This window comes from Burkholderia pulmonis (assembly GCF_984667975.1).
The window spans coordinates 3105768-3118752 of sequence record NZ_OZ480186.1 but is presented as its reverse complement, the minus strand read 5'-3'; the positions used below and the strand labels follow the sequence as shown (position 1 = coordinate 3118752).

Below are 12985 nucleotides of genomic sequence, written 5' to 3'. Positions count from 1 at the left end.
CGGATAAGGAGCTTCAAATGAGCAAACAACTGCAAGACGCATACATCGTCGCCGCCAGCCGCACCCCGATCGGCAAGGCCCCGCGCGGTGTCTTCAAGAACACGCGCCCCGACGAGCTGCTGGTCCACGCGCTCAGGTCGGCGGTCGCGCAGGTGCCCGGCTTCGACACGAAGCTGATCGAAGACGCGATCATCGGCTGTGCGATTCCGGAAGCCGAGCAGGGCCTGAATGTCGCGCGCATGGGCGCGCTGCTCGCCGGCCTGCCGCAGACGGTCGGCGGCGTGACGGTCAACCGTTTCTGCGCATCGGGCATCACCGCACTCGCGATGGCGGCCGACCGCATCCGCGTCGGTGAATCGGACGCGATCTTCGCGGGCGGCTGCGAATCGATGAGCATGGTGCCGATGATGGGCAACAAGCCGTCGATGTCGCCGCACATCTTCGATCGCAATGAGGACTTCGGCATTGCATACGGGATGGGCCTGACGGCCGAGCGCGTCGCCGAGCAGTGGAAGGTGAGCCGCGAAGACCAGGATGCGTTCTCGGTCGAATCGCACCGCAAGGCACTGGCCGCGCAGCAAGCGGGCGAGTTCAACGACGAGATCGCCGCATACACGCTCACCGAGCGTTTCCCGAACCTCGCGACCGGCGAAGTCGACGTGAAGACGCGCGAGATCGCGCTCGACGAAGGTCCGCGTGCGGATACGTCGATCGAAGGCCTCGCGAAGCTGCGCACGGTGTTCGCGAACAAGGGCTCGGTCACGGCCGGCAACAGCTCGCAGACGTCGGACGGCGCGGGTGCGCTGCTTGTCGTGTCGGAAAAGGTGCTGAAGGAATTCAACCTGACGCCGCTCGCACGCTTCGTGAGTTTCGCGGTGCGTGGCGTGCCGCCGGAAATCATGGGCATCGGCCCGAAGGAAGCGATTCCGGCCGCGCTGAAGGCTGCCGGCCTGAAGCAGGACGATCTCGACTGGATCGAGCTGAACGAAGCGTTCGCCGCGCAATCGCTGGCGGTGATGCGCGATCTCGGCCTCGACCCGTCGAAGGTCAACCCGATGGGCGGCGCGATCGCACTCGGCCACCCGCTCGGCGCGACCGGCGCGATCCGCGCGGCGACCGTCGTGCACGGCCTGCGCCGCCGCAACCTGAAGTACGGGATGGTCACGATGTGCGTCGGCACCGGCATGGGCGCCGCGGGCATCATCGAACGCCTGTAAGCGGGACGCGACGAAAAGCGACGACGGTGCGCGGGCCACGAGCTCGCGCACCGTTTTTCATTCCGATAGAGGAAAGTCAAAGGAGACGGTTGTGGCCGAAATTCAAGTGGAACGCGCCGATGGCGTGATGACGATCACGATCGCGCGCCCGGCGAAGAAGAACGCGCTGACGGCGGCGATGTACCAGACGATGGCCGATGCGCTCGCCGACGCGCAGGAAGACAAGGCGATCCGCGTGATCCTGCTGCGCGGCAGCGACGGCAACTTCAGCGCGGGGAACGATCTCGAGGATTTCCTGAAGGCGCCGCCGAAGGACGATACCGCGTCGGTGTTCCAGTTTCTCGCGCGGATCAGCAGCGCGAGCAAACCGGTCGTGGCCGCGGTGCCGGGCCTCGCGATCGGCGTCGGCGTGACGATGCTGCTGCACTGCGATCTGGTCTACGCGTCCGACACCGCGACGTTCTCGCTGCCGTTCGCGCAGCTCGGACTGTGCCCGGAAGCCGCCTCGAGCGTGCTGCTGCCGCGCCTGGCCGGCCATCAGGTCGCCGCCGAGAAGCTGCTGCTGGGTGAGGCGTTCGACGCGCTGGAAGCGCACCGGATCGGCATCGTCAATCGCGTGCTGCCGGCTGCCGAGCTCGACGCGTTCGCGGCGAAACAGGCCGCGAAGCTGGCGGCGCTGCCGGCGGCATCGCTGCGCGTGACCAAGGCGCTGCTGAAGGATACGGGCGGCGTGGCGACGCCCGCGCGGATGGCCGAGGAAGCGCGCCACTTCGCCGCGATGCTGCGCGCGCCGGAAGCGCGCGAGGCGATGACGGCATTCTTCGAGAAGCGCAAGCCGGATTTCCGTCAGTTCGACTGATGGATCAAGGGACGCCGGCGGTGGATTGCCGGCGTTCGCCCGTATTCTCAATCAGGCCGTGCCGTAGTCGACGTGGCCGGTTTCGCGGCAGAAGCTGACGAGCCGCAGGCCGGCCGCCTTCGCGATCCCGATCGCGAGCGACGACGGCGCGGAGATGGTGGCGACCAGCGGAATGCCGACCCGAGCGGCCTTGCGCACGAGCTCGTAGCTTGCGCGGCTCGACAGGAACACGAAGCCGTCGGTGGTGTCGGCGCGCGACAGCACGAGCGAGCCGATCAGCTTGTCGAGCGCGTTGTGGCGGCCGACGTCCTCGAATGCCGTCCGGATCGTGCCTGTTGCGTCGCACCACGCGGCCGCATGCAGGCCGCCGGTGAGTTTCGTGAGCGCCTGGTGCGCCGGCAGCCCGTGCGCCGCGCGCGCGAGCGCGTCGGGCGCGAGGCGCGCGAGAAAGCCCGTGTCGGGCACGCGCTCGGGCGCGAGGTCGAGCAAGTCGATGCTTTCGATCCCGCACACGCCGCAGCCCGTGCGCCCCGCGAGCGCGCGGCGCCGGTCCTTCAGCGCGGCGAACGCCTGCTGGACGACTTCCAGATGCACTTCCGCATGCGGCAGCGCTGCGTCGGCATGCAGGATCACCTCGATGTCCTTGATGTCGCTGCCGCGTGCGACGATCCCTTCCGAGATCGCGAAGCCGACCGCGAACGCTTCGAGGTCGCACGGCGTACACATCATCACCGCATGCGAAATGCCGTTGAAGACGAGGGCGACCGGCCATTCCTGGCCCACGTAATCGTGCGCGGTTTCGACGGCGCCGCCGCGCGTGCGGCGCACGGACAGCTCGATCGCGCCGCGCGGGTCATCGCACAGTTCGTCGGATTGGGTCGGATTCACGAGCACTCCCGTTGATTCGAAGCACGGCCGGCGACAATCGTGCCGCCGCCCGCGCGCAGAGGTTCTAAAATACCTCAGGCAGGCCGGCCGCGCCGGCATCCGCCACGTCAGGTAACGACCATGGGACTCAGCGACGCTCCGTTGCTCTTCAACTTCGAACACGATTCGTCGGAAAACTTCACGTACATCCCGATGATCGTGCGTTTCAATCTCGACCGTTTCGGTCTGCGGATTTCGCTCGAACAGTGGCAGTTGCTGCCGCTCGAGGATCGCAAGCTGCTCGCGCGCTTTCCGGCCGACGACGACACCGCGATCGAGCCCAACTTCGATCACGCGCTGTTCGAAATGCTGCGCACGCACGCCGATCTGGAACCGTCATGGTTCCAGCCGGACGAGCAGCCGACCTGGCGCGCCGTCGACACGGTGCCGGAGATGCTCGTGCAGCAGAGCGCGCTGGCCGGGCTGACGGCGCCCGCGCTTGCGCAATGGCAGAGGCTCGCGCCGTTCCAGCGTTACGTGCTGGTGAAACTGTCGCGCAAGCCGAAGCTGAATCACGATTTCCTGCCCGCGATGCGGGAGTTCGGGCTGACGGCCACGCACTGACGACGGGCCGCCTGCCGCGCCGAAGCGCGGCGCTCGCCGTCAGAGCGGCGGCAGTTGCCGCGGCTTGCGGTCCGGGCCCGTTGCGACGTACGTGAGCGTCGCTTCGGTCACCTTCACGATTTCGCCCATCAAGCGCATGCGCTGCGCGTACACCTCGACGTCGACCGTGATCGACGTGTTGCCGGTGCGCGTGATGGTCGCGTAGAAGCTCAGCAGATCGCCGACGAATACCGGCTGCTTGAACACGAACGAGTTGACCGCGACCGTCGCGACGCGACCGTTCGCGCGCTGGCTCGCGGGGATCGAACCGGCGATGTCGACCTGCGACATGATCCAGCCGCCGAACACGTCGCCGTGGACGTTCGCGTCGTGCGGTTGCGGGACGACGCGCAGCGCGGGCTGCATCTGCGGGAGTTCGAGGGTCGAATCGGTCATGGTGATACTTTCATCCTGTAATAAATAGGCCGCCACGCGCAGGCTGGCCGGCGAGGCCGCCGGCAGCGGCGCGAAGCGGCTTCTGCGACAATACAACGTTCGCAAATTGTACGAGAAAGCGCGCGAGCCGGCCGCCGATACACGCGTCCGGCACCGCCGCATCACCGATCCCCCATGCGCCGACTTCCTGCTTCCGGCGAGCCCGCGCCGGCTTCGACCGGGCCCCGCAACGACTGGCAGACCATCCGGTCGCTGCTGCCGTACCTGACCACCTACAAATGGCGCGTCGCGCTCGCGCTCGCCTGCCTGATCGGCGCGAAGGTCGCGAACCTCGGCGTGCCGGTCGTGATGAAGCGCATCGTCGACCACCTGTCCTACGTGCAGCAGATCACCGCGATCGGCCGTGCCGAACAGTCGGCCGGCGTCGTCCTCGCGGGTGGCGTCGGGCTGCTGGTCGTCGCGTATGCGCTCGTGCGGCTGTCGACGTCGCTGTTCACCGAGCTGCGCGAGATCCTGTTCTCGAAGGTCACCGAGAGCGCGGTGCGCCAGCTCGCGCTGCAGGTGTTCCGGCACCTGCACGGGTTGTCGCTGCGGTTTCACCTCGAGCGTCAGACGGGCGGCATGTCGCGCGACATCGAGCGCGGCACGCGCGGCATCCAGCAACTGATCTCGTATTCGCTGTACAGCATCCTGCCGACGCTCGTCGAGGTCGGGCTCGTGCTCGGCTTCTTCGTGGTCAAGTACGAGGCCTATTACGCGTACGTGACGTTCGCGGCGCTGGTCACGTACATCGTGTTCACCGTGAAGGTCACCAACTGGCGCACGCACTTCCGCCGCACGATGAACGAACTCGATTCGCGCGCGAACTCGCGGGCGATCGATTCGCTGATCAACTACGAGACGGTGAAGTACTTCGGCAACGAGGAGTGGGAGGCGCAGCGCTACGACGAGAACCTGAGGCGCTACCGGACGGCCGCGATCCGCTCGCAGAACTCGCTGTCGGTGCTGAACTTCGGCCAGCAGGCGATCATCGGCACGGGGCTCGTGTTCATCCTGTGGCGCGCGACGCAGGGCGTGCTCGCGGGCAAGCTGACGCTCGGCGATCTCGTGCTGATCAACACGTTCATGCTGCAGCTCTACATCCCGCTGAACTTCCTTGGGGTCGTCTATCGCGAGCTGAAGCAGAGCCTCACCGACATGGACCGGATGTTCGGGCTGCTGTCGGCGCCGAAGGAGGTGGCCGACCGTCCCGATGCGTCGCCGCTCGCGGTGGCCGGCGCGCAGGTGCGCTTCGAGCACGTGAATTTCGCGTACGAGCCGTCGCGGCAGATCCTGCACGACGTCACGTTCACGATCGAAGCGGGCACGACGACCGCGGTGGTCGGCCACAGCGGTTCAGGGAAATCGACGCTGTCGCGCCTGTTGTTCCGCTTCTACGATCTCGACCGGCAGGCGGGCGGCGCGATCCGGATCGACGGCCAGGACATCCGTGACGTCGCGCAGGATTCGCTGCGCGCGTCGATCGGAATCGTGCCGCAGGACACCGTGCTGTTCAACGACTCGATCTACTACAACATTGCGTACGGACGGCCGACCGCGACCCGCGACGAAGTAATCGCGGCAGCGCGCGCCGCACACATCCACGATTTCATCGAAAGCTTGCCGAAGGGCTATGACACGCCGGTCGGCGAGCGCGGGCTGAAGCTGTCGGGTGGCGAGAAGCAGCGCGTCGCGATCGCGCGCACGCTGCTGAAGGACCCGCCGGTGCTGCTGTTCGACGAAGCAACGTCGGCGCTCGATTCGCGGTCGGAGCGCGCGATCCAGCACGAACTCGACCAGATCGCGCGGCATCGCACGACGCTCGTGATCGCGCACCGGCTGTCGACGGTCGTGCACGCGCAGCAGATCCTCGTGATGGACCACGGACGGATCGTCGAGCGCGGCACGCACGACGAACTCGTGCGCGCCGAAGGGTTGTATGCGCAGATGTGGGCGCTGCAGCAGCAGCGCGCGGCAGCCGGCGGCGAAGAGGCCGAGACCGCGTAACGGGCAGGGGCGGGGGTCGTGCCGAGCTGCGCGCCTTGGCGTGCAGCGGGGAAGGCCGCGCGACGGGACGTCGTGCGCGATCGCCCGTCGTGCGGTCAGCCGGCGGCGCGCAGCCGTGCGTCTAGCTCGCCGAGCTGGGCGGGCGTGCCGACGTTCTCCCAGATACCTTCGTACAATTCGCCGCTCGCGCGGCCGGCTTCGATGGTCGCCTTGAAGTACGGCGACAGCGCGCGGTGCGAGCCGGGCTCGATGTCGCGGAACATCCGCGTGTCGTACAGGCCGATGCTGCCGAACGTGACGCGCGGCGCGCCGGTGAGCGACAGCTGCCCGTCGTCGCGGAGCACGAAGTCGCCGGCCGGATGGAACGGCGGGTTCGGCACCATGACGAGGTGCATCGCGGGCGCGTCGAGCGTGGCCATGTGCGCGGCGCGGGCCGCGAGCGTCCGGTAGTCGAATGCGCAGAACACGTCGCCCGCGACCGCCGCGAACACGGCCGGCTGCCCGTCGCGTTCGAGCAGCGGCAGCGCCTGCGCGATGCCGCCGGCGGTTTCCAGCGCCTCGCCCTCGGCCGAATACATGAGCCGCACGCCCCAGCGCGAACCGTCGCCGAGCACGGCTTCGATCTGGTCGCCGAGCCACGCATGGTTGATCACGATCGTCTCGATGCCCGCACGCGCGAGCGCCTCGATCTGCCACACGATCAGCGGCTTGCCGCCGGCCGCGAGCAGCGGCTTCGGGCAGGTATCGGTCAGCGGGCGCATCCGTTCGCCGCGTCCGGCGGCGAAGATCATCGCCGTGGTCAGGGTATTGCTCATGGTCGGCCGGGTATCAGGATTCTGGAGGGCGTCAGAACGTATAGCCGACATCGGCCGGCGCATTGCCCTCGAGCTCGTCGAGCAGCTTCGCGAACGGCACGAGCGGGCGGTAGCGCAGTGCGACCTTGCGTGCATACGCGATGAAGCGCGGCAGGTCGTTCAGGTAGTGCGGCTTGCCGTCGCGGTAATTGATGCGCGCGAACAGGCCGAGGATCTTGATATGGCGCTGCAGCCCCATCCATTCGAGCTGGCGGTAGAACTCGCCGAAATCGGGATCGACCGGCAGGCCGGCCTTTTTCGCCTTTTCCCAGTAGTACGCGAAGCAGTCGAGCTCGAACTCCTCGTCCCAGCTGACGAATGCGTCGCGCAGCAGCGACACGACGTCGTACGTCAGCGGCCCGTAGACGGCGTCCTGGAAGTCGAGCACGCCGGGATTCGGCTCGCAGATCATCAGGTTGCGCGGCATGAAATCGCGCAGCATGAAGCCCTGCGGCTGCGCGTGCGCGCTGGCGACCAGCAGCGCGAACGTGCGGTCGAGCGTGCCGCGCATCGCGTCGGTGACGGGCCTGCCGAGGTGGCGGCCGACGAACCATTCGGGCAGCAGCTCCATTTCGCGGCGCAGGAACGCTTCGTCGAACGGCGGCAGCGCGTCGGGCTTCGACGTGAGCTGGAAGCGGATCAGCGCATCGAGCGCATCGCGCATCAGCGGCCGCGCGGCGGCCGGGTCGGCCGGGTCGAGCACCGAGATGTACGACGTGCGGCCGAGGTCCGTCACGAGCATGAAGCCGGCGTCGAAATCGTGGGCCAGCACGTCCGGCACGTGGTCGCCTGCCGCGGCGAGCAACTGCGCGACCTGGACGAACTCGCGGCACTTCTCGGGCGGCGGCGCATCGACGGCGATCAGCGTGCCGCCGGGGCTCGCGGCCGACGCGACACGGAAATAGCGGCGGAAACTGGCGTCCGACGACGCGGGCGCGAGGGTCGACAGGTCGAGGGCGTAGCGCCCGGCGAGCGGGTGCAGCCACGCGGTGAGCGCTTCGAGGCGGGCGTCGGGCTGGGATGCGGCGGATGGGGGCGTCATGAAACTCGGAGGAGGGGGGAACGTCTTGCCATATAATACCCCACGACTTTTTTGACGCGCCCCGCGTCAGCTTCCGCCGTGCAGGCCCGCTGCCTGTCGCGCCGTCCGCCCGAACGCCTCCCCGGTTTGCGCTCAGCCGCAGTCGCGGTGCGACGGCGCGGCCCGCCGTGCGCGAATGTGCCGTGCAGGCGCGGTTGACAAGGGGCGATTCGCCAAACGATAGATGCCGCCCAAACCGCTATTCCCGAATGTTTTCCCCGGTGACGGGGCGCCGCGCAAACGGCGGCTCGCGCTCGCGCTCCTGGCCGTGCCCGGCCTCGTGCCGGCCGTGTCGTACGCGCAGCTGTCGGGTGCGGCTGCGCAGCCGCAGCCGCTCGACTCGCCGTGGGATCTGCGTCTCGCACCCCAGCTCGAGGATCATCCGCTGAAGGACGGCGCGAAGCCGGCTGCCTTCGTGATCGCCGACCACACGAGCGGCACGGCCGAGCAGGACCTGGCCGCGAAGGGCTCCGCCGAGCTGCGGCGCGGCGACGTCGTCGTGAAGGCCGATGCGATCCACTACGATCAGGATACCGACATGGCCGATGCGTACGGCCAGGTCAAGGTGGTCAATTCCGGCACGTCGTTCGCGGGCCCCGAGGCGCACCTGAAGATCGAGGCGAACCAGGGCTTCATGACGGCGCCGAAGTACCACTTCAACACGACGGGCGGGTCGGGCAGCGCAGAGCGCGTGGACATGGTCGACGACGAGCGCTCGGTGTTCGTCAACGGCACCTACACGGCGTGCCAGTGTTCGACGAACCCCGCGTGGTACATCAAGGGCAGCCGCTTCGACTTCGATACGGGCGCCGACGAGGGCACCGCGCGCAACAGCGTGCTGTTCTTCCAGGGCGTGCCGATCTTCGCGAGCCCGTGGATGGCGTTCCCGCTGTCGGGCGAGCGGCGCAGCGGCCTGCTGCCGCCGACGTTCACGATGAGCTCGAACAACGGCTTCGAGCTGACGCTGCCGTACTACTTCAACATTGCGCCGAACCGCGACCTGACGCTCACGCCGCGCATCATCTCGCGGCGCGGGGTGATGACCGAGGCGACGTTCCGCTACCTGTCGCCGACGTATTCGGGCACGTTTACGGCCAATTACCTGCCGGATGACCGGCTCGCGCACCGCAACCGCTACGCGATCTACTGGCAGCACCAGCAGAACTTCGGCGGCGGCTTCGGCGGCTACGTCTACTACAACAAGGTCTCGGACACGCTGTATCCCGAAGACCTTGGGTCGATGAACCAGTTCATCAACGGGACGCAGACGCTGTACCAGCAGGAAGCGGGCCTCACGTACAACAAGGGCCCGTGGTCGGTGCTCGCGCGCTACCAGCACTGGCAGACGCTGCTGCCGTCGATCGCGCCTTACGGCCGAGAGCCCCAGTTGAACGTGAAGTACGCGAAGTACAACGCCGGGGGCTTCGATTTCGGCGCGGAAGCCGACTATTCGCGGTTCCGCATCACGACGGCCGATGCGACCGAAGGCGACCGGGTCGTCTTCAACCCGTACATCTCGTACGGCGTGTACGGCCCCGGCTACTTCGTCGTGCCGAAGGTGCAGTACCACTTCGCGTCGTACGACCTGAGCTACCTGTCGTCGACCACGCCGAACAGTCCGAAGCGCTTCACCGAGTCGATCCCGACCGTGAGCTTCGACACGGGCCTGATCTTCGACCGTTCGGTGCGGCTGTTCGGCCAGGACTTCATCCAGACCCTCGAGCCGCGCCTGTACTACGTGTACACGCCGTACCGCGACCAGTCGAATGCGCCGCTGTTCGACACCGCGGAATCGGACTTCGGCCTCGCGGAGATCTACCAGCCGAACACGTTCGTCGGCAACGACCGGATCGCCGACGCGAACCGGATCACGGCCGGCCTGACGTCGCGCTTCATCGATCCGCGCACCGGCGACGAACGTGCGCGCTTCGTGATCGCGCAGCAGTACTACTTCGCCGATCAGCGCGTCACGCTGAATTCGGGCCAGACGGCCGCGCAGGCCCGCCACTCCGACCTGATCGTCGGCGCGGCGCTGAAGCTCGGCTCGGGCTTCATGTCCGAGACGGCGTTCCAGTACAACCAGAACAACAACCAGCTCGTGAAGTCGAGCGTCGGTTTCGGCTACAGCCCGGGCGAGCGCCGCGTGATCAACGTCGGCTATCGCTATACGCGCTCGAACACGACGCTCGACAACCAGCCGATCAACCAGTTCCTGGTGTCCGCGCAATGGCCGCTCACGCGCCGCCTGTATGCGATCGGTCGTTTCAACTACGACCTCGCCGGCGATCGCGTGATCGACGGTCTGCTCGGCTTACAATACGACGCGGATTGCTGGGCGGTCGGGGTCGGGGTGCAGCGGATTGCGAACGGCATCAATTCGTCGGGACAGCAGAATTCGTCGACGCGAGTCATGATGCAGTTGACGCTCAAGGGCTTGTCGACCGTCGACAACGGGCTCGTGTCCGCATTCCGCGCAGGGGTGCCGGGCTACACGCCGTTGCCGCCGCCGCCGCCGCCGATGTCCCGCTTCAGCAACTACGAATAACGCCGGCTTGTCTGCACCGGTCAGCACGATTTCAATGGAGTTTCAGTGGCAATGAAGAAAACCCTTCGTTTCGCGGCAGTCGTGTCCAGCCTCGTCGCGTCCGCCGTGCTGCTCACCGCCGCGCCGGCCGCGGCGCAGGCACTCGGTTCGCAAGGTGCGCAGCTCGCCGACGAAGTCGTCGCGGTCGTCAACAACGACGTGATCACGAGCCGCGAACTCGACCAGCGTGTCGGCCTGATCGCACGCCGGCTGCAGCAGCAGAACGCACCGGTACCGGCGGCCGACCAGCTGCGCGCGCAGGTGCTGAACCAGATGGTGCTCGAGCGAATCCAGGTGCAGAAAGCCAAGGACGACGGGATCCGCATCGACGACGCGACCGTGCAGTCCACGCTGCAGCGTCTCGCGCAGGCGAACGGCATGACGCTCGACCAGTACCGCGCGCGTCTCGAGGCGCAGGGCGTGCCCTGGAGCATCTTCACGAGCGACGCACGCACCGAGCTGATGCTGTCGAAGCTGCGCGAGCGCGAGGTCGACGGCAAGATCACCGTGTCGGACGCCGAAGTCGCGAACTACATCGCGAGCCAGCGCGGGCCGAACGCGTCGCAGCAGCAGGACCTGCGCTTCCAGCACATCTTCATCAAGGCGCCGACCAACGCGCCGCAGGCCGACATCGAAGCCGCGCAGAAGAAGGCCGACGCGCTGCTGCAGCAAGCGAAGTCGGGCGCCGATTTCGAAAAGCTCGCAAAGAACAATTCGGAAGCGAACGACGCGAAGAAGGGCGGCGACCTCGGCTTCAAGGCGCCGAGCGCGCTGCCGGCCGAGGTCGTCGACGCCGCGTCGAAGCTGCGTCCGGGCGAGGTCAACCCGACGCTGATCCGCGTGCCGGACGGCTTCGAGATCGTGCGTCTCGTCGACCGCCGCCAGAGCCAGGGTGCGACCGCGGCCGCGCCGAAGATCGTGCAGACGCACGTGCGCCACATCCTGCTGCGCGTGGGTGAAGGCAAGTCGGAAGGCCAGGCGCGCCAGCAACTGCTCGACATCCGCAACCAGGTCGAGGCCGGCGGCGATTTCGCGAAATTCGCGCGGACCTACTCGCAGGACGGTTCCGCGTCGCAGGGCGGCGATCTCGGCTGGATCAGCCCGGGCGAGACCGTGCCGGAATTCGAGCGTGCGATGAACAACCTGCAGGACGGCCAGATCAGCCAGCCGATCCGTACCGAGTACGGCTACCACCTGATCCAGGTGCTGGGCCGCCGCGACGCGGAAGGCTCGGTGCAGCAGCAAATGGACATCGCCCGTCAGGCGATCGGCCAGCGCAAGGCCGAACAGGCATATGCCGACTGGCTGCGCGAGCTGCGCGATTCGTCGTACGTGCAGTACAAGATCGGCGGCGTCGGCCCGGCAAACTGAGCGAGCGTCAGATGACCACGCCTGCGCTGCAGATCGCGATCACGACCGGCGAACCCGCGGGGGTCGGCCCGGAGCTGACCGTGCAGGCGCTGCGTGACGCGGCGCAGCGCTGGCCCGACGCGCATTTCACCGTGCTCGGCGATGCGGCGCTGCTCGACGCGCGGGTCGCCGCCGTCGGTGCCGACCGGGCCACGCTGGCCGGCGGCGCGCAGGTGTCGGTCGCGCACCATGCGCTCGCCGCACCCGTGCAGGCGGGCCGGCTTGACGCGGCGAACGGCCGTTACGTGCTCGGGCTGCTCGACACGGCAATCGACGGCGCGCTGGCCGGCCGGTTCGACGCGATCGTGACCGCGCCTTTGCAGAAGAGCACGATCAACGATGCAGGCGTGCCGTTTACCGGCCACACCGAATATCTCGCGGAGCGCACGCATACCCCGCGCGTCGTGATGATGCTGGCCGGTACCGGCGACAAACCGCTGCGCGTCGCGCTCGCGACGACGCACCTGCCGCTGAAGGACGTATCGGCCGCGCTGACGATCGACGGGCTCGTCGAGACGCTCGCGATCATCGATCGCGACCTGCGGCGCGATTTCGGTCTCGCCGCACCGCGTATTCTTGTAACGGGCCTCAACCCGCACGCGGGCGAGAACGGGTATCTCGGCCGGGAGGAGATCGACGTGATCTCGCCGGCGCTGGCCCGCGCGAACGCGCAGGGCATCGACGCGCGCGGCCCGTATCCGGCCGACACGCTGTTCCAGCCGCGCCATCTGGCCGATGCCGATTGCGTGCTCGCGATGTTTCATGACCAGGGCCTGCCCGTGCTGAAGTTTGCGACGTTCGGCGAGGGCATCAACGTGACGCTCGGGCTGCCGATCATCCGAACCTCGGTCGATCACGGCACCGCGCTCGATCTGGCCGGCACGGGCCGCGCGGATCCGGGCAGCATGATCGCCGCACTCGATACGGCCGTCACGATGGCGCGCCACCGACGCATGGCCTGACGCGGCCCGGTTTCACCTCATTCGTCGTATTTTTCGTTTTACTCAG

At 67.5% G+C, this 12985-nt stretch carries 11 protein-coding genes; 7 read left to right on the top strand and 4 right to left on the bottom strand.

Annotated elements, in window-relative coordinates; genetic code table 11:
* The first annotated feature begins 17 nt into the window (after positions 1-17).
* Positions 18-1217, top strand: a complete 1200-nt coding sequence (locus tag AC5LXK_RS14480) for an acetyl-CoA C-acyltransferase (RefSeq protein WP_493389431.1) — start codon at positions 18-20, stop codon at positions 1215-1217.
* Between the two features lie 91 nt (positions 1218-1308).
* Entirely contained in the window at positions 1309-2076 is a 768-nt protein-coding gene (locus tag AC5LXK_RS14475; RefSeq protein WP_493389430.1) for an enoyl-CoA hydratase, read from the top strand.
* A 51-nt stretch (positions 2077-2127) separates the two neighbouring features.
* On the opposite strand, the gene fdhD is transcribed toward AC5LXK_RS14475, so the two are convergent.
* Positions 2128-2970 carry a formate dehydrogenase accessory sulfurtransferase FdhD gene (gene fdhD, locus AC5LXK_RS14470; RefSeq protein ID WP_493389429.1) on the bottom strand — a complete coding sequence of 281 codons (843 nt, stop codon included), beginning with the start codon at positions 2968-2970 and terminating at the stop codon, positions 2128-2130.
* 114 nt (positions 2971-3084) lie between these two features.
* Between fdhD and AC5LXK_RS14465 the strand changes: the two genes are divergently transcribed.
* Positions 3085-3567: a nitrate reductase associated protein gene (locus AC5LXK_RS14465; protein WP_175847531.1), complete on the top strand. Its 483-nt coding sequence runs from the start codon at positions 3085-3087 to the stop codon at positions 3565-3567.
* A gap of 39 nt (positions 3568-3606) precedes the next feature.
* Here the strand turns inward: AC5LXK_RS14465 and AC5LXK_RS14460 are convergent, their stop codons facing one another.
* A complete protein-coding gene (locus tag AC5LXK_RS14460) occupies positions 3607-4002 on the bottom strand; it encodes an acyl-CoA thioesterase (RefSeq protein ID WP_493389428.1) in 396 nt (131 codons plus the stop codon).
* A gap of 174 nt (positions 4003-4176) precedes the next feature.
* Here AC5LXK_RS14460 and AC5LXK_RS14455 point away from each other — a divergent pair, with 174 nt between their 5' ends.
* Positions 4177-6048: an ABCB family ABC transporter ATP-binding protein/permease gene (locus AC5LXK_RS14455; protein WP_493389427.1), complete on the top strand. Its 1872-nt coding sequence runs from the start codon at positions 4177-4179 to the stop codon at positions 6046-6048.
* Positions 6049-6143: 95 nt separating this feature from the next.
* On the opposite strand, the gene murU is transcribed toward AC5LXK_RS14455, so the two are convergent.
* Both murU and AC5LXK_RS14445 read right to left on the bottom strand, forming a co-directional pair.
* A complete protein-coding gene (gene murU, locus AC5LXK_RS14450; protein ID WP_493389426.1) occupies positions 6144-6863 on the bottom strand; it encodes an N-acetylmuramate alpha-1-phosphate uridylyltransferase MurU in 720 nt (239 codons plus the stop codon).
* 31 nt (positions 6864-6894) lie between these two features.
* Positions 6895-7944, bottom strand: a complete 1050-nt coding sequence (locus tag AC5LXK_RS14445) for an aminoglycoside phosphotransferase family protein (protein ID WP_493389425.1) — start codon at positions 7942-7944, stop codon at positions 6895-6897.
* Positions 7945-8167: 223 nt separating this feature from the next.
* Here AC5LXK_RS14445 and AC5LXK_RS14440 point away from each other — a divergent pair, with 223 nt between their 5' ends.
* The 3 genes from AC5LXK_RS14440 to pdxA are packed head-to-tail and all read left to right on the top strand — an operon-like array spanning position 8168 to position 12939.
* Positions 8168-10528: an LPS-assembly protein LptD gene (locus tag AC5LXK_RS14440; RefSeq protein WP_493389424.1), complete on the top strand. Its 2361-nt coding sequence runs from the start codon at positions 8168-8170 to the stop codon at positions 10526-10528.
* A 51-nt stretch (positions 10529-10579) separates the two neighbouring features.
* Positions 10580-11938: a peptidylprolyl isomerase gene (locus AC5LXK_RS14435; protein WP_493389423.1), complete on the top strand. Its 1359-nt coding sequence runs from the start codon at positions 10580-10582 to the stop codon at positions 11936-11938.
* Between the two features lie 11 nt (positions 11939-11949).
* Positions 11950-12939 carry a 4-hydroxythreonine-4-phosphate dehydrogenase PdxA gene (gene pdxA, locus AC5LXK_RS14430; RefSeq protein ID WP_493389422.1) on the top strand — a complete coding sequence of 330 codons (990 nt, stop codon included), beginning with the start codon at positions 11950-11952 and terminating at the stop codon, positions 12937-12939.
* The last annotated feature ends 46 nt before the right edge of the window (positions 12940-12985 follow it).

Coding starts and splice junctions, on each gene's coding strand:
- AC5LXK_RS14460 (WP_493389428.1), bottom strand. CDS start 4,002: ATGACCGATTCGACCCTCGAACTCCCGCAGATGCAGCCCGCGCTGCGC.
- AC5LXK_RS14440 (WP_493389424.1), top strand. CDS start 8,168: ATGCCGCCCAAACCGCTATTCCCGAATGTTTTCCCCGGTGACGGGGCG.
- murU (WP_493389426.1), bottom strand. CDS start 6,863: ATGAGCAATACCCTGACCACGGCGATGATCTTCGCCGCCGGACGCGGC.
- AC5LXK_RS14465 (WP_175847531.1), top strand. CDS start 3,085: ATGGGACTCAGCGACGCTCCGTTGCTCTTCAACTTCGAACACGATTCG.
- AC5LXK_RS14445 (WP_493389425.1), bottom strand. CDS start 7,944: ATGACGCCCCCATCCGCCGCATCCCAGCCCGACGCCCGCCTCGAAGCG.
- AC5LXK_RS14455 (WP_493389427.1), top strand. CDS start 4,177: ATGCGCCGACTTCCTGCTTCCGGCGAGCCCGCGCCGGCTTCGACCGGG.
- pdxA (WP_493389422.1), top strand. CDS start 11,950: ATGACCACGCCTGCGCTGCAGATCGCGATCACGACCGGCGAACCCGCG.
- AC5LXK_RS14435 (WP_493389423.1), top strand. CDS start 10,580: ATGAAGAAAACCCTTCGTTTCGCGGCAGTCGTGTCCAGCCTCGTCGCG.
- AC5LXK_RS14480 (WP_493389431.1), top strand. CDS start 18: ATGAGCAAACAACTGCAAGACGCATACATCGTCGCCGCCAGCCGCACC.